This window comes from Streptomyces sp. NPDC005483 (assembly GCF_040606035.1).
Lineage (GTDB): Bacteria > Actinomycetota > Actinomycetes > Streptomycetales > Streptomycetaceae > Streptomyces.
Genome location: NZ_JBEXEA010000007.1, coordinates 251128 through 266582, shown reverse-complemented (window position 1 = coordinate 266582; position 15455 = coordinate 251128). Strand labels below are relative to the sequence as shown.

Sequence of the window (15455 nt, the reverse complement as noted above, 5' to 3'; positions counted from 1 at the left end):
TTGTCACAGCGTGTGACGCCCCTCGCCTCCTGGGGCGCGGCAGTGTAGACATGGGCACATGGTCCGACTCCCGGGCCGCTTCGGGGGCGGGTCGGCCCGTCGCCCCGGCGGTCCCCGCCCACCGCAGACACCCGACCGCGCTCACGACCGGCACGAGGGCCCACTGAAGGCCAGTTCGCCCACGCGGGCGGAGCGCGACGGAGCCCGGAAGCGGCAGCCGGGAGCGCTGCGCGCGGCGGTCGGCGGACGCAGCGTGGCCGGACAGGTGTTCGTACTCCAGGTCGTGATCGTCCTGCTGCTGGTCGTGGCCGCGGTGGTGGCCCTGGTGCTCCAGGTGCGGCACGACAGCAATATCGAGGCCCGCAACCGTTCGGTGGCCGTGGCCCAGGCGTTCGCCAACGCCCCGGGCACCGTCGAGGCCCTCAGCGGTCCCGACCCCTCGGCGGTGCTCCAGCCTCGTGCCGAGGCCGCCCGCCGGGCGACCGACGTGGACTTCATCGTCGTCATGAACACCGACGGCATCCGGTACACGCACCCCAAGCCGAACCGCATCGGCAAGAAGTTCGTCGGGAACATCGCCCCCGCGCTGGCCGGGCACGTGGTGACCGAGGACATCACGGGCACCATCGGACCGCTGGTGCAGGCCGTCGTCCCGGTCAAGGACGACAACGGCAAGGTCGTGGGCCTGGTGTCGGCCGGAATCACCACCGCCAAGGTGGGCGGCACCGCCGACCAGCAGCTGCCGCTGCTCCTGATGGCCGCCGCCGTGGGACTCGCCCTCGCCATGGGGGGCACGGCACTGGTCAGCGGACGGCTGCTGCGCCAGACACACGGCCTGGGCCCGCACGAGATGACCCGCATGTACGAGCATCACGACGCGGTCCTGCACGCCGTGCGCGAGGGCGTGCTGATCGTCAGCGGCGAGGGCCGGCTGCTGCTCGCCAACGACGAGGCCCACCGGCTGCTCGACCTGCCCGCCGACGCCGAGGGCCGGCACGTCCTCGACCTCGCGCTGCCCGCCGACACCGCCGGGCTGCTGGCCTCCGGACGCGTCGCCACCGACGAGGTGCACCGGGTCAAGGACCGCCTCCTGGCGGTCAACCAGCGGCCCACCGACATCCAGGGCGGCCCGCCGGGCAGCGTCGCCACCCTGCGCGACTCGACCGAACTGCGCGCCCTGTCCGGGCGTGCCGAGGTGGCCCGTGAGCGCCTCGACATGCTGTACGACGCCACGGTGGGCATCGGCACGAGCCTGGACGTGACACGTACGGCGGAGGAGCTGGCCGAGCTCGCCGTTCCGAGGTTCGCGGACTTCGCCACCGTCGACCTCTTCGACGCGGTGCTCAGCGGGGGCCAGCCGGAGGCGGCGACCACGCTGCGCCGCACCGCGCTCAGCGGTATCCGTGAGGACGCCCCGCTGTACAAGGTAGGCGAGCGCATCCCGCTGGTCGACTCCGCACCCCAGGCCCGCGGCATCAGCAGCGGCCGGGCCGTCCTGGAGCCGCGGCTCGCCGAGGCCACCGGATGGCACGCGCAGGACAAACAGCGCTCCGCCCATGTCATGGAGTACGGCATCCACTCGCTGATCGCAGTCCCCCTGCGGGCGGGCAACCTCGTCCTCGGCACCGTCAGCTTCTGGCGCTCGGACAAGCCCCAGCCCTTCGACACGGAAGAGGTCGCCCTCGCGGAGGAACTCGTCACCCGGGCCGCGGTCTCCATCGACAACGCCCGCCGCTACACCCGCGAGCACACTATGGCGGTGACGCTCCAGCGCAGTCTGCTGCCGCGCCGGCTGCCCGAGCAGGACCCACTGGACGTCGCCTACAAGTACCTGCCCGCGCAGGCCGGGGTGGGCGGCGACTGGTTCGACGTGCTTCCGCTGTCCGGTGCGCGGGTCGCGCTCGTGGTCGGCGACGTCGTGGGCCACGGGCTGCACGCCGCGGCCACGATGGGCAGGCTGCGCACGGCGGTGCACAACTTCTCCGCCCTGGATCTGCCGCCCGACGAACTGCTCGGCCTGCTCGACGAGTTGGTCGCCCGGATCGACCAGGACGAGGCGGAGGAGAGCGCCAACTCCCCCGTCACGGGCGCGACCTGCCTGTACGCCGTATACGACCCGGTCTCCCGGCTGTGCACCATCGCCCGCGCCGGCCACCCGCCGCCCGCCCTCATCCACCCCGACGGCAGCGTCGAGTACCCCGACGTGCCCGCAGGGCCTCCGCTCGGCCTCGGCGGCCTGCCGTTCGAGACGGCCGACCTGGAACTCCCCGAAGGCAGCCGCCTGGTGCTCTACACGGACGGGCTCGTGGAGGACCGCGAGCGCGACATCGACGTGGGCCTGGAGCTGCTCCGCACCGCCCTGGAGCAGGCGGGGCCCTCGCCCGAGGACACGTGCCGTGCCGTGCTCGACGCGCGGCCGCCGTCCCGGGCCACCGACGACATCGCCCTGATCGTGGCCCGCACCCGGGCGCTGGCCGCCGACCGGATCGCCGAGTGGCAGGTCCCGGCCGACCCGGCGGCCGTCTCCGACGTACGGGCGGCGGTCTCCCGGCAGCTCGCCCGCTGGGACCTGGACGAGCTCGCGTTCACCACGGAGCTGATCCTGAGCGAGCTCGTCACCAACGCGATCCGCTACGGCGGCGACCCCATCCATGTCCGCATGCTCCACGACCGCACCCTGATCTGCGAGGTCTTCGACAGCAGCAGCACCTCACCGCATCTGCGGTACGCGACGATGAACGACGAGGGGGGCCGCGGGCTGTTCCTCGTCGCCCAGCTCAGCGACCGCTGGGGCACCCGGTACACCCCGGCGGGCAAGGTCATCTGGGCGGAACAGCCGCTACCGTGACCCGATTTGGGGGATTTGAGGGGTTTTGCCACCCATAAGGTGATCTTATGAGCTCATAGAGCGGACCCGTGTACCGACTTAGGCTTGCCTTAGCTTAGGCTTCCCCCGAGTTGATCTGTCACCGCTCGAAGGGAACCTGATCATGCCCCGCCCCCTGCGGGTAGCCATCGTCGGAGCCGGCCCCGCCGGGATCTACGCCGCCGACGCGCTGCTCAAGTCAGATGTGGCCGCCGAGCCCGGTGTCTCCATCGACCTCTTCGAGCGGATGCCGGCCCCGTTCGGACTGATCCGTTACGGCGTGGCTCCGGACCACCCCCGGATCAAGGGCATCATCACGGCCCTGCACCAGGTGCTCGACAAGCCGCAGATCAGGCTGTTCGGCAACGTCGACTACCCGACCGACATCAGCCTGGACGACCTGCGCGCGTTCTACGACGCCGTGATCTTCTCCACGGGCGCGACGGCCGACCGCGAGCTGCGCATACCGGGCATCGAGCTCGACGGCTCGTACGGCGCCGCCGACTTCGTCTCCTGGTACGACGGCCACCCGGACGTGCCGCGCACCTGGCCGTTGGAGGCCGAGAAGGTCGCCGTGCTCGGCGTCGGCAACGTCGCCCTCGACGTGGCCCGCGTCCTGGCCAAGACGGCCGACGAACTCCTGCCGACGGAGATCCCGCCGAACGTCTACGAGGGCCTGAAGGCCAACAAGGCGCTGGAGGTCCACGTCTTCGGCCGCCGTGGCCCGGCGCAGGCGAAGTTCTCCCCGATGGAGCTGCGCGAGCTGGACCACTCGCCCAACATCGAGGTCATCGTCGACCCCGAGGACATCGACTACGACGAGGGCTCGATCGAGACCCGGCGCGGCAACAAGCAGGCCGACATGGTCGCCAAGACCCTGGAGAACTGGGCGATCCGCGACGTCGGCGACCGCCCGCACAAGCTGTTCCTGCACTTCTTCGAGTCACCGACCGAGATCCTCGGCGAGGACGGCAAGGTCGTCGGCCTGCGCACCGAGCGCACCGCCCTGGACGGCACCGGCAACGTCAAGGGCACCGGCGAGTTCAAGGACTGGGACGTCACCGCGGTCTACCGCGCGGTCGGCTACCTCTCCGACAAGCTGCCCAAGCTGCCCTGGGACATCGACTCCGGCACGGTCCCCGACCAGGGCGGCCGCGTCATGCAGGAGAGCGGCGAGCACCTCCGGTCGACGTACGTCACCGGCTGGATCCGGCGCGGTCCGGTGGGCCTCATCGGCCACACCAAGGGCGACGCCAACGAGACGGTCTCGAACCTCCTGGACGACTTCGCGAACGACCGCCTCCAGACCCCGGGTTCACCCGAGCCGGAGGCCGTGGACGCTTTCCTCGCCGAGCGCAACGTCCGGTTCACCACCTGGGAGGGCTGGTACAAGCTGGACGCCGCCGAGAAGGCGCTGGGCGAGCCCCAGGGCCGCGAGCGCGTGAAGCTCGTCGAGCGCGAGGACATGCTGCGCGAGAGCGGCGCCTGATCCGCACGTGACGCCGGTCGTGCCGAGACCCCACCGGGGCGGCACGGTCGGCGTCGCGCTGTGCACGGAACCCTCGCAGCCGTCCCGTCGTTCCCTTCGTGTCCGTACCACCGTGCGGGCGGGCGCGGGACGAACGGGGTGGGTGTGGCACGCGTACTGGTCATCGGCGGCGGTGTCGCCGGCACGGCGGCGGCTCTGGCGCTGCACAAGGCGGGCTACGAGGCCGTCGTGCACGAGGCGCACCCCGACTCGGCCGAGGACATCGGCGCGTTCCTCACCCTGGCGAGCAACGGTATGCGTGCCCTGGCCCAGTTGGACGCCTCCGCGGCGGTCACGGCGATCGGCTTCCCGCTGACCTCGCTCCGGGTCCTCGACGACACGGGCAAGGAGATGGCGCACGCCCCCATGGGCGAGGTCACCGACCCGCTCCTGCACTACCGGTGCCTGCGCCGCGGCGACCTCAACACCGCGCTCCAGTGGGAGGCCCGGCGCCGGGGCATCCCCGTCCGGCACGGGGCACGGCTCGCCTCCGTCGAGGACGGCCCCGACGGCGTCACCGCGCACTTCACCGACGGCTCCACCGCGACCGGCGACCTGATGATCGGCGCCGACGGCCTGAACTCCGCCGTACGACGATCGATCGCCCCCGGGACCCGGCCGTTCTACGCCGGCCAGTACGTCTTCTACGGCTACACGCGCGCCGCGGCTCCTCCCGGCACGCCGGCGTGCATCACCATGGTCCGCGACAGCAGGGCCGCCTTCGGCTACGCGGTGTCGCCCGACGGGGAGGCGTACTGGTTCGCCCGGGTGAGCGGCGACCCGCTGCCCGCCGAGCAGTTGGCACAGAGCACGCCGGACCACTGGCGCGACCTGTTGCTGCCACTGCTGCGCGAGGACGCCACCCCGGCCGCGGGCCTCGTCGCGGCCACCGGCGACGACCTCATGGTCACCAACGCCACCGAGATCCCCACCGGCACCCCATGGCGCTCCGGACGGACCCTGCTCATCGGCGACGCCGCCCACGCCGCGTCCCCCGCGACCGGCCAGGGCGCCTCGATGGCACTGGAGGACGCCGTCGTCCTCGCCAAGTCCCTGCGGGACGCTCCCGACACGGAGTCCGCGCTCGCCCTCTACGAGACGCTCCGCCGCCCCCGCGTGGAACACAACATCACCGTCAGCGGCAACATCTCCCGGGGCACCCACGCCCCCTCGGCCACCGCCCGCCCCTCCGAGGAGGACCTCGCCCGGCTCCTGGAGTGGGACGGGGACCTCTGGGCCGAGCGCAACGCGTCCAGGATCTGAGCCCGCCGGACACCGCCCCAAGGCCCGAACCCAACCCCCCTCAGGAGAACAGCGCCTGGACGTCCGGCTTCTTGCCGCCGAAGATGCCGTCCTGCTCTCCCAGCCCGGCGAGTTTCTCCAGTGAGGCCATGTCGACCTGGGCCGGCCAGCCGGGAAGGATGAGCCGGGACAGCACATCGCCGCTGATCTTGGTGTAGGCGGTGAGGATCTGCCGGGCCTCGTCCGGGTGTCCGGTCGCGTACGCCAGCGACTCCGTCATGGCGTCGGTGAAGTTCTTCACCAGCGCCGGATTCTGCTGCGCGATCTTCGTCGAGGTGAACCAGGTCGCGACGGTGAGCTTCGGGTCGGTCTCGGCGAAGGGCGAGGCGATGACCCGGGCGCCCTGCGCCTTGGCGACCGTCTGGGCCGGCTCGCCCATCCACGCGGCGTCCACGCGACCGCCGTCGAGCGCGGCCGGCATCTGGTCGAAGGGGATCTCGACGAACTTCACCTTCGCCGGGTCTCCGCCGTCCTCGCGCACCGACTCACGGACCGTGGTGTCCCCGATGTTCTGAAGGGTGTTCACGGCGACCGAGCGTCCGGCGAGGTCCTTCGCGGACTTCACCGGGCTGTCCTTCTTCACCAGGACACCGGTGACGTCGGCCCCCACCTTGCCGTTGGAAGCAGCCCCGTTGACCACGGACTTCACGGGAACGCCCTTGGTCTGCGCGAGCATCAGCGACGTGGTGTTGCTGAAGCCGAACTGGAACTGGCCGCTCACCACCCCGGGGATGATCGCCGCGCCACCCTGCGCGGTCACCATCTTCAGTTCGATCCCCCGGTCGGCGAAGAACCCCTTCTTCTGCCCGAGGTAGAGCGGCGCCACGTCGACGATGGGGATGACACCGACCGTGACCTGCGTCTTCTTGGCTCCGCCCGCGGACGACGTGCCACCGCTCCCGGAGCTGGACGATCCGCATCCGGCGGCACCCGCGAGGGTCACCACCGCAACGGCAAGTCCGAGCAAGCGCCTTTGCATGGGGCCCTCCTGACGAGGCGGCAGTACGCCTCACGACCCGTCCACTGATGTTGTGCACATCATTGACGCCCGCAATGTACACGCCTACTTTCGCCGGTGTCAGTCCCCCCGACCACAGGAAAAACGGACTGCGCCCTCAAGGAGGTCGAGGAGCTGTACGCGAGAGCCGGCCTCTCCCTGAAGGCCGACCTCAACGCCCTCGACAAGGCCCCACGCACCCGCGCCGACCCGGACGCCGTCCACTGGGTGAGCCCGCACCACCGGCGACGCGCTGATCCCGGTGCAGTCCGAGAGCCCCTACCGCCGCGCCGCCACGGCCGCGGGCTCGGCTCCGCTGCTGCGGCAGCGGTATGTCGACAACGCGGGCCACTGCACCTTCAGCCCCGGCGAGCAGATCGCCGCCCTGCACACGCTGGAGGACCGGATCACGACCGGCCCCTGGTCGGGCAGCGATCCCGCGGCACTCAACTCCCGTGCCACCGAGGCCGATCCGGCATCACCGGCCCGCCATCTCCCCTACTCCCCGACCGGTTACCCCCGCCCCTTACGACCGGGCGCACCCTTCCGACCGGTACCGGCGACAGCCCCGCGCTGTCACGGCTCCGAGGTCTCGGACTCGAGCGAGGCGCGCGTCATCTTGCCGTACACGCCCGACTGGTCCTGAAGGACGAAGCGGGTGACCTGGTAGGTGCGCACGGCACTCTGGACCTGTTCGTCGAAGTCGCCGTCGGCTCCCCCGTCGTACATGCCGACCTGCCGGAGCCGGAGCTGGAGTTCGACGACCTCGGGCCCCCGGTCGCCGAGGCTGAGGACAGGGGGCTGACCGTTCGACACGGTGGGCCCCGGGGCCACCGTGGCGGTGGCGGCGGCGCTCGACGGGGCCGCGCTCGGCGTGGTGGTGCCCGTCGGGGACGCGTCAGCGCTGGACTCCGCGCTCGGCGAGGAGGAGGGCGATGCGGACGACCGCGTCGAGGTCGCCGTAGGAGAAGAAGCCGTGGCGGACGGGCCGCTCGACGACGGGGGCGCCTCCGGCACGCCCGCACGCACGCCGCCGGCCACGGAACCGTCCCGCGCGGGGGCGTCGTAGCTGAAGAGCCCGCCGGCGAATCCGCCCGCGACCAGGACGACGACAGCCGCTCCCGCCCCGGCGACAACCACGGTCCTGCGCCTGCGACCGGCCGGTTCATTGTCGGCCGGGGGCTTGCCGGTCGGCTCGTCGAGGGGTGTCTGTCCGGCGTCCGCCCCGGCTGCGGGGACGTCACTCAAGTCCCCGGTGGGGACCGGCCGTTCGGGCTCCGCGACGGGATCCTCCAGTTCCTCGCCGACCTCCACGAAGGGCCGTATGCGCACGGGGTCGAAGTCCTCCGCGGCGGCCGCCTCGGCCGTGCGGGACTCCAGGTGTGCCTCGGAGGCGCGATGTGCGCAGGTGCAGGAGGGAGTGCCGTCCGCCGCCCTGGGCGCCCCGCACTCCGGGCAGACGAGGACTGGTGGTTCGCTCACGCGCGTTCCCTCTCCGTACGATCTTCATATCGTAGACAGATATGCCGCGCAGAAATTCCACACGTCTTATCGATCTGGAGCCGTGCCGTCCGCAGGGCCGAGATTCAGCCACCGCGCGTGAAGGCGAGATGAACGGTGGCGGGCGCGGGGCCCCAAACCCGGTCGCACACAGGAGACTTGACCATCGCGGGGTGCTCGAGACCGCGACAACATGGGGTAACCGGCGGTAACTTCTGTCCCGCTCGCTCCACTCACCCGCGCACTCCCCCAGGAGACACTCCCCATGCGCAGACTCTTCGCCGCTCTGGCGGCGACCACCGCCGTCCTCGGCGGACTCACCGCGGCCGCTCCGACCGCCACGGCCGCCGACTCGGGCAGCTTCAGCGTCCTCACGTACAACGTGGCCGGCCTGCCCTCGGCGATCAACAGCTCGTCCACACCGCGTGAGTCGAGCACCACGGCGATCGGCCAGCGGATCGCGCCATACGACATCGTCCACGTGGAGGAGGACTTCAACTACCACTCCTACCTCTACACAGGCGACACGAACCACGCCTACCGCACCCCCACCAGCGGCGGCGCCGGCATCGGCAGTGGCCTGAACACACTGTCGAAGATTCCGTACGACGAGGACGACTTCGAGCGGGTGCACTGGAACTCGTGCCAGGTGGACTCGGGCGACTGCCTGACCCCCAAGGGCTTCACCTTCATGCGCGAGCGGCTCGCCGAGGGCGTCTACGTCGACTTCTACAACCTGCACACCAACGCGGGCACCAACGACGGGGACCTCGCCTCCCGTGCGGACAACCTCAACCAGCTCACGGCCTTCATCAAGACCCACTCCGCGGGAAACGCGGTCGTGGTGATGGGGGACACCAACACCCGCTACACCCGATCCGGTGACACCATCGCCGAGTTCGCCGCGGCCAACGGCCTGGCCGACCCCTGGGTCCAGCTGGTCCGCGGCGGTACCCCGCCCGCCAAGGGCAGCGACGCCCTGGTCTGCGACCAGACCGGCACCACCGTCCCCAACACCTGCGAGGTCGTCGACAAGGTCCTCTACCGCAGCAGCAGGCTGGTGTCGCTGAGCGCCACGTCGTACAACAACGAGCACGCCAAGTTCCTCACCAGCGACAACCTGATGCTCTCCGACCACGATCCGATCACCGTCGGCTTCACCTGGTCGCGCAACTCGGCCTACCAGCTCAGCGACCAGTTCGGCGGCCCGCACGGCGACTACTACAACGACATCGCCGGCGTCCCCGCCGGCGCCCGCGCCACCACCGTCGGGCTGCGCAGCGGCTCCCGTGTCGACCAGCTGAGCCTCACCCTGGCGAACGGCACCACGCTCACCCATGGCGGCACCGGAGGCACCGCGTCCTCTCTGACGCTCGGCAGTGGGGAGTACGTGACCACGGCCCAGCTCTGCCAGGGCGAGTACAGCGGCCACACGCGGATCTTCTACGCCAAGTTCACGACCAACCTCGGCCGCACGCTGGCCGGCGGCACCACCACCTCCGACTGCGTGACCCGTACCGCCCCCTCGGGCGGGCAGATCGCCGGATTCCACGGCCGCTCCGGTGACGCGGTCGACAAGGTCGGCTTCATCTACACCCAGCGCTGACCCACCCGCCCCGGGGCGCTCCCGAGCGCCCCGGGTGCACAGGAATCACAAAAGAGTGACAGGACGATTGACGCGCTCATGGCCAGGCCCTACTTTCTGATCGATTTCCCGAACTCGGTTCGAAATACCGGCCAGTTGAGGTGCCCCCACAGCGCCCCGCACGCCACCTTGGAGAACAAGATGAGCGCAAACCCCCACCTGTCCCGTCGTGGCCTCCTGGGCATGACGGCCGCCGTGCCGCTCGCCCTGACGCTCGGCACGGGCACCGCGCAGGCCGCCGACTCGGCGTACGCGATGGTCTACTTCACCGAGTCGACGAACCTCGGCGACGGCACCGACTACGGCCTCCACCTGGCCGTGAGCCCGGACGGCCTCAACTGGACGCCGCTCAACCAGAACAACCCCCTGGTCACCCCCACCGCCGGCGCCCTCGGTCTGCGCGACCCGTTCCTCATGCGCAAGCAGGACGGCACGTTCGTCGTCCTCGCGACCGACCTCAAGGGCACCGACTGGAGCTACAACAGCCAGTACATCCACGTCTGGGACTCCACCGACCTGCGCACCTTCACCGGCTACCGGCGCCTGAAGCTGCACGACATGACGACCCACAGCTGGGCACCCGAGGCGTTCTGGGACGCGGGCCGGGGCCAGTACGCGGTCATCTACTCCTCGGTCAACTCCAGCGGCCACAACGTGATCATGGTCAACTACACCACGGACTTCGTCACCGCCTCGGCCCCACAGGTCTTCTTCGACCCCGGCTACGACGTCATCGACGGCGACATGGCCGTGGGGGTGAGCGGCTACAACTACCTCTTCTTCAAGAAGAACCAGACCCTGGTGAGCGCCAGATCCACCACCCTGAACCCGGGCAGCTTCACCGAGTACAGCGCGGGCGTGGCCCACGGCGGCACCGAAGCCCCCACCGTGGTCAAGTCCCTGACCTCCGGCACCTGGTGGCTGTGGGGGGACACCTACACCCCCAACGGCGTCTTCTACGCCTGGCAGGCCGGCAGCCTCGCCTCCGGCACCTGGACCGCCCTGGACCAGAAGACCTACACCCAGCCGGTCAACTCCAAGCACTGCGGCATCGCCACGATCACCACGGCCGAGTACGACAACCTGCTCGCGAAGTGGGGCGCGCCGGCCTGGAACCGGCTCAAGTCCTACAACTACCCGGCTCGTTACGTGCGCCACTCCAACTACGTGGGCCGCATCGACGAGTACCCCGTCGAGCCGTACAAGGACTCCCTGTGGACCCTCGTGCCGGGTCTCGCCGACAGCTCCGGGGTCTCCTTCCGGTCGGTCAACTACCCCGACCGCTATCTGCGGCACTACAACTACCAGCTCCGACTCGACGTCAACGACGGCACGTCGACCTTCGCGGGTGACGCGACCTTCTACCGCACGGCGGGCCTCGCGGACGCGAGCTGGGCCTCCTTCCGCTCGTACAACAACCCGACCCGCTACATCCGCCACTCCGACTACGTCCTGCGCATCGACCCGGTCTCCACGACCACGGAGAAGCAGGACGCCACGTTCCGAGTCGGTTACTGATTCAACCGAAAAGCCCCCCTGGCGCTCGGCGTTTGTATACGCTCCAGGTCTTCTTCACCAGACCTTCACAGGGGGGCTTTTCCATGCGCAGAGGACACATAGCCGTCGTGGCGGCCGCGGGCGCGCTGACCGTGCTGACCGCCGTTCCGGCCCACGCCACCGAGTACTCGTCCGCACTGAAGATCAAGGGCGTGCAGTACAACGCCCCGGGCCCGGACTCCAACAGCTGCTCCACCGGCAACACCGACGAGGAGTACCTGACGATCAAGAACTACTCGCGGACCGCGACGGTGAACCTCAAGGGGTACGTCGTCAGGGACTCCACCAGCACCAACAAGTTCACGTTCACGAAGAACCACACGCTCCAGCCCGGCGACTACGTCAAGCTCCGGGGCGGCCACGGCACCGACTCCGACGCGAACAACGTCGTCTACCGCAACAACTGCAACTTCATCTGGAACAACGACAAGGACACGATCCGCCTCTACAAGCCCTCGGGCGCGCACGCCGACACCCACGCGTACACCGCGAGCAGCGACGACCGGGACGGCAACGGGTACATCACGTACCACGGCTGAGCAGGTCACGTCCGCTCACGACGACCAACACGGCGGTCAGTGCGACCAGGGCCGCCGCCTGGGTCAGGACACCCACGCGCAGCACCCCGGGCAGGACGGCCAGCCACGGGTAGACCGCGGTGATCCGGACCACCAGGAGCAGCAGACCCAGTGCCGCGAGGGCGGCGGCCTCTCCGGCGGGCACGCGGCCCTCGCCCCGCGCCCGGTACAGCAGCCAGGCGAGGGCCGCCACCAGGTAGCACGTGACGAGCGCCCAGACGGTGTCCACCCCGCCGGGCAGGGCCACGACGGAGCCGCCCATCAGCACACAGCAGGCGGCGAAGACCAGGCCGGGCGCGCCCCCGGGGAGAGCCGCCGGGGGCGCGTCGCGGTGGTGGGCAGCGCACAGTGCCAGCGCCGACGCCCAGGCCAGCACGGCGGCCGCGACGACGTAGGCGGAGTCCGAGGGGGCGAAGTCGCGGGCCCACAGATCGACCAGCGGCCAGAGGGTCGGCAGGGCCGCGACGAGCGCGGAGCCCTGGGCGAGCCGGCGGCGGTCGCGCAGGAGGGCGAAGTAGGCGACCGTCCACAGCAGTGGCAGGAACCACTGGGCGACCGCGCCGACAGCGGCCCACACCCCGTGGCCGGTGAAACCGTCCGTGAACATGTCCCACTGGCTTCCGCCGCGGGTCGACGCCCAGGTCAGCCCCAGGACCCGGTCGACCACGGCGGACGCCGCCTGGAGCAGGACGGCGAAGAGCGCGAAGAGGCGGACGGCCGAGCCGAGCACGACGTACCGGCGAGGCGCGCCGCCCGCGCCGAGCCTGCTGCGCACGGCCAGGGCGACGATGCTCGCCACCTCGCCGAGGGTGGGCCGGCTCTGCTCCTGGGTCTCCTGGTCGACGTCCCAGAGGTAGGTCTCGACCATCTCCTCCTCGCGCTCGCGCCGGTAGTACGCGGGCAGCAGCCGCAGGACAGCGCGATAGCGGGTCTCCAGCAGGGTCGTCATGCCAGACCTCCGGCGAGTCCACGGCCGGTGGCGGGCAGGTCGGTCGCTCCGGGAACAGATCCGCCACCAGGGGTACGCCGCCCCTCGGCGATCCGCTTCTTCGCCGCGCTCGCTCCGGCGGCCAGCCGCTCCGCCTCGGCGTCCAGGGCCGCGGTCCCCGCCTCGGTGAGGCGGTAGTAGCGCCGGAGCCGGCCCTGCTGCACCTCCTCGCGGTCCAGCACGATCAGGGCGTCGGCGGTGAGCCGGTCCAGTACGCCGTAGAGGGTGCCGACGCGCATCTGCACGGCCCCCTCGGACAGTTCCTCGACCTCGCGCAGGATGCCGTAGCCGTGCCGCGGCTGGTCGGCGAGTGCGGTCAGTACGAAGAACGCCGCCTGTGTCATGTTCCTCGGTGCCATGAACACGAATATATCGGCTCCCGATATATTCAGCGAGCCGAAACGCGGGATCGATACGGACGGCGAGCAGGGCCCGCCCCAATGCGGATGGTGGGCGGGCCCTGTTCGAGAGGTCATTTTGGCGCGCCGGGTCGCGAACCGGGCACGAGTGAATGGCGGTTGCTCTGTGCGGTGCGTGTGCGCCCCGTGTGCGCGGGGCAGATCATGGGGAACGTCCCGCACCGGCGGGCGCCGCTCACCGGGCGAGTCCGCCTGCCGGACCCCGCCTGGTCCGCACGGGCCGGCGGCGACGATACTTGGCCCTCGCACGCACCACTCCTTCTCACAGATGGACCCATGTCAAGCACTCCCACGGCAGACCCCACCGCACCTTCCACCGTCTGGCTGGCCCGCGGCCGCCATCTCGGATCCGACGCGGCCGACGTCCTGCGCCGAAACCTGGAGCGACTGAAGGAGAGCGCGGCCCTCGACGACTTCCAGGAGCCCTCCGGCACCGAGGACGCCCCGGAGCGGATCTTCGAGGCCCGCTGGCGCGTCGCCGACGAGGTGACCGTCCGGGCCCGGCTCTCGCTCGCCCCGGTGTCCAGCGGCGGACAGGAGTGGGTGCTGGCGGCCGAGGCGGAGCAGCCGTGGGATCTGCGCTGGCCGTCTCCCGCGACCATGTTCTGGCCCGACAGCGACGACGTCTTCTGGGACCGTGACGCCGCCACGGGGCTGCGGCTCAGGGACCTGAGCGTGCTGCCCGAGGAGGACAAGGACGTACGGCGGGTGCTGCGGCAGGCCGTGCGCGGCAGCTGGGCCGTGCACGTCGTCGTCCACGAGGCGATGACCACCGACCAGCGCGGCCGCCGCCCGCTGGCGGACATGGTGCCGCCCAGCCTGCGCCACCGGATCGTGGAGCACCGGGCGCAGCCGCACCAGCTGCGGGTCCTGAACTGGGCCGTGAAGGAGTTCGGCGTGGAGGTGCCGCGCGGCGGTGCCGTGGTGCTGCCGGGGACGCCGGTGCCGCCCGGATACGACGGCCAGGACTTCTCCGTGCGCAGCGTCTTCCTCGACGGCTCGGAGCCCACCGAGCTGCTCGCGGCCGTGACGCGCTACGCCGCGATGCCCAAGCCACTGCCGGAGGGCGGCGAGGCGGCCGTGACCGCCCTGCGGGAGCAGTGGCAGCTGCTGACGCTGCGGGAGGAGCTCGAGCGCGAGCGCGCTCTCGTGACGATGTACGCCGACGCGCTGGAGGCCATGACCAAGTCCCGGGACCTGTACCGGGAGGCCGCCGAGCGGGCGAACGAGGCGCTGGCGATCTACCGCGAGAACGCCCCGGCACCGGAGCCCCGGACCGATCCGGAGGCCGCCTCGCCGTTGCAGCAGCTGTCGAAGACGTTCGGTCGCTGGAAGGGCACCCTGCGGCCCGCGGGCCGCGACGAGGACCCGGACCGGCAGATCAGCTGAAGAGCGGGAAACGGTCCGCGTCCGCGCCGAGCACGAGGCGTTCGGCGTCGGTGAGCGGCGTGCGTCCGGTGGCGGCGCGGGCGTAGTGCTCGTCGCTCCAGTCCAGCGGCACGGGCCGGCCGAGAAGACCGTCCAGGGTGGCCCGCACCACGACCAGGCCCGCCGGAGACGGCCCTGCGGCCTCCGGCAGGTCGATGACGAGGTCGAGGTGGTGGACGGTGGCCTCGACGGCGAGCGTGAGCATGAGGTCCCCGGCCGTCAGCACATGGCCCTGGGTGGAGACCCGCAGCTCCGGCCGGACGTCCGCGGCGGCGTTCACGGTGGCCGTGGCGGTCTCGAGGTACAGGTCGCGCAGCTGGCGGAAGTCGAGGAACATGCTGGCGCTCACCCGGTTCCAGCGCCGGCCGTTCGCCGCGCCGACGGGGTCCGGCGCCCAGTCCCGCCAGTAGGTCACCGCGTCCCGGTCGGCAGGTCCGGCCGCGGGCGTGTGCAGGGCGACCAGGGCCCGCTGGGCGTCCCCGGCACAGTGGAAGACGAGGTCGCGCACCGCCCAGCCCGCGCAGCCGGTGGGCCGCCAGGACTCCTCGTCCCCCAGCGGGCGGACGACGGCCGCGAAGGCCTCGTAAGCGTCGCGCAGTACATCGGCGTTCATGGCGCCAGCCTAGGCAGGGCTCTTTTCCGGCGTG

The 15455-nt window shown here is 71.0% G+C and carries 12 protein-coding genes and 1 pseudogene; 8 read left to right on the top strand and 5 right to left on the bottom strand.

From position 1 onward, the window contains the following. Window positions 1-58 precede the first annotated feature (58 nt). The 3 genes from ABZT06_RS16255 to ABZT06_RS16245 all read left to right on the top strand — a co-directional run bounded on the left by ABZT06_RS16255 (window position 59) and on the right by ABZT06_RS16245 (window position 5657). A complete protein-coding gene (locus tag ABZT06_RS16255) occupies window positions 59-2848 on the top strand; it encodes a SpoIIE family protein phosphatase (RefSeq protein WP_355740636.1) in 2790 nt (929 codons plus the stop codon). Between the two features lie 142 nt (window positions 2849-2990). After that, window positions 2991-4355 carry an FAD-dependent oxidoreductase gene (locus ABZT06_RS16250; protein WP_355740634.1) on the top strand — a complete coding sequence of 455 codons (1365 nt, stop codon included), beginning with the start codon at window positions 2991-2993 and terminating at the stop codon, window positions 4353-4355. Between the two features lie 144 nt (window positions 4356-4499). Beyond that, a complete protein-coding gene (locus ABZT06_RS16245) occupies window positions 4500-5657 on the top strand; it encodes an FAD-dependent monooxygenase (protein WP_355740632.1) in 1158 nt (385 codons plus the stop codon). A 40-nt stretch (window positions 5658-5697) separates the two neighbouring features. On the opposite strand, the gene ABZT06_RS16240 is transcribed toward ABZT06_RS16245, so the two are convergent. After that, a complete protein-coding gene (locus ABZT06_RS16240; RefSeq protein ID WP_355740630.1) occupies window positions 5698-6675 on the bottom strand; it encodes an ABC transporter substrate-binding protein in 978 nt (325 codons plus the stop codon). Between the two features lie 138 nt (window positions 6676-6813). On the opposite strand from ABZT06_RS16240, the pseudogene ABZT06_RS16235 reads away from it, so the two are divergent. Further along, window positions 6814-7247 (top strand): annotated as a pseudogene (locus ABZT06_RS16235) (hypothetical protein); the annotation flags it as partial. 22 nt (window positions 7248-7269) lie between these two features. Here ABZT06_RS16235 and ABZT06_RS16230 read toward each other — a convergent pair. Further along, the gene (locus tag ABZT06_RS16230; protein ID WP_355740628.1) at window positions 7270-8175 is read right to left on the bottom strand and encodes a peptidoglycan-binding domain-containing protein; all 906 of its coding nucleotides are present in this window, start codon (window positions 8173-8175) and stop codon (window positions 7270-7272) included. 283 nt (window positions 8176-8458) lie between these two features. Between ABZT06_RS16230 and ABZT06_RS16225 the strand changes: the two genes are divergently transcribed. The 3 genes from ABZT06_RS16225 (at window position 8459) to ABZT06_RS16215 (ending at window position 11934) form a co-directional block, all read left to right on the top strand. Continuing rightward, window positions 8459-9799, top strand: coding sequence for a jacalin-like lectin (locus ABZT06_RS16225; RefSeq protein WP_355740626.1), 1341 nt, complete (start codon window positions 8459-8461; stop codon window positions 9797-9799). Window positions 9800-9979: 180 nt separating this feature from the next. After that, complete coding sequence (locus tag ABZT06_RS16220) at window positions 9980-11356, top strand: glycoside hydrolase family 43 protein (RefSeq protein WP_355740624.1); 1377 nt, start codon at window positions 9980-9982, stop codon at window positions 11354-11356. Between the two features lie 83 nt (window positions 11357-11439). Then, the gene (locus ABZT06_RS16215) at window positions 11440-11934 is read left to right on the top strand and encodes a lamin tail domain-containing protein (protein ID WP_355740622.1); all 495 of its coding nucleotides are present in this window, start codon (window positions 11440-11442) and stop codon (window positions 11932-11934) included. Here ABZT06_RS16215 and ABZT06_RS16210 read toward each other — a convergent pair. Together ABZT06_RS16210 and ABZT06_RS16205 are read right to left on the bottom strand one after the other, a co-directional pair. Continuing rightward, window positions 11918-12922 (bottom strand): hypothetical protein, encoded by a 1005-nt coding sequence (locus tag ABZT06_RS16210; protein WP_355740620.1) that lies wholly within the window; start codon window positions 12920-12922, stop codon window positions 11918-11920. The two genes, ABZT06_RS16215 and ABZT06_RS16210, sit on opposite strands and share 17 nt — an antisense overlap. Beyond that, window positions 12919-13305 carry a PadR family transcriptional regulator gene (locus ABZT06_RS16205; RefSeq protein ID WP_355740861.1) on the bottom strand — a complete coding sequence of 129 codons (387 nt, stop codon included), beginning with the start codon at window positions 13303-13305 and terminating at the stop codon, window positions 12919-12921. The genes ABZT06_RS16210 and ABZT06_RS16205 overlap by 4 nt, the downstream gene beginning before the upstream one ends. 351 nt (window positions 13306-13656) lie before the next feature. Here ABZT06_RS16205 and ABZT06_RS16200 point away from each other — a divergent pair, with 351 nt between their 5' ends. Then, a complete protein-coding gene (locus ABZT06_RS16200) occupies window positions 13657-14769 on the top strand; it encodes a hypothetical protein (protein ID WP_355740618.1) in 1113 nt (370 codons plus the stop codon). On the opposite strand, the gene ABZT06_RS16195 is transcribed toward ABZT06_RS16200, so the two are convergent. Continuing rightward, a complete protein-coding gene (locus ABZT06_RS16195) occupies window positions 14762-15421 on the bottom strand; it encodes a maleylpyruvate isomerase N-terminal domain-containing protein (RefSeq protein ID WP_355740616.1) in 660 nt (219 codons plus the stop codon). The two genes, ABZT06_RS16200 and ABZT06_RS16195, sit on opposite strands and share 8 nt — an antisense overlap. Window positions 15422-15455: the final 34 nt, after the last annotated feature.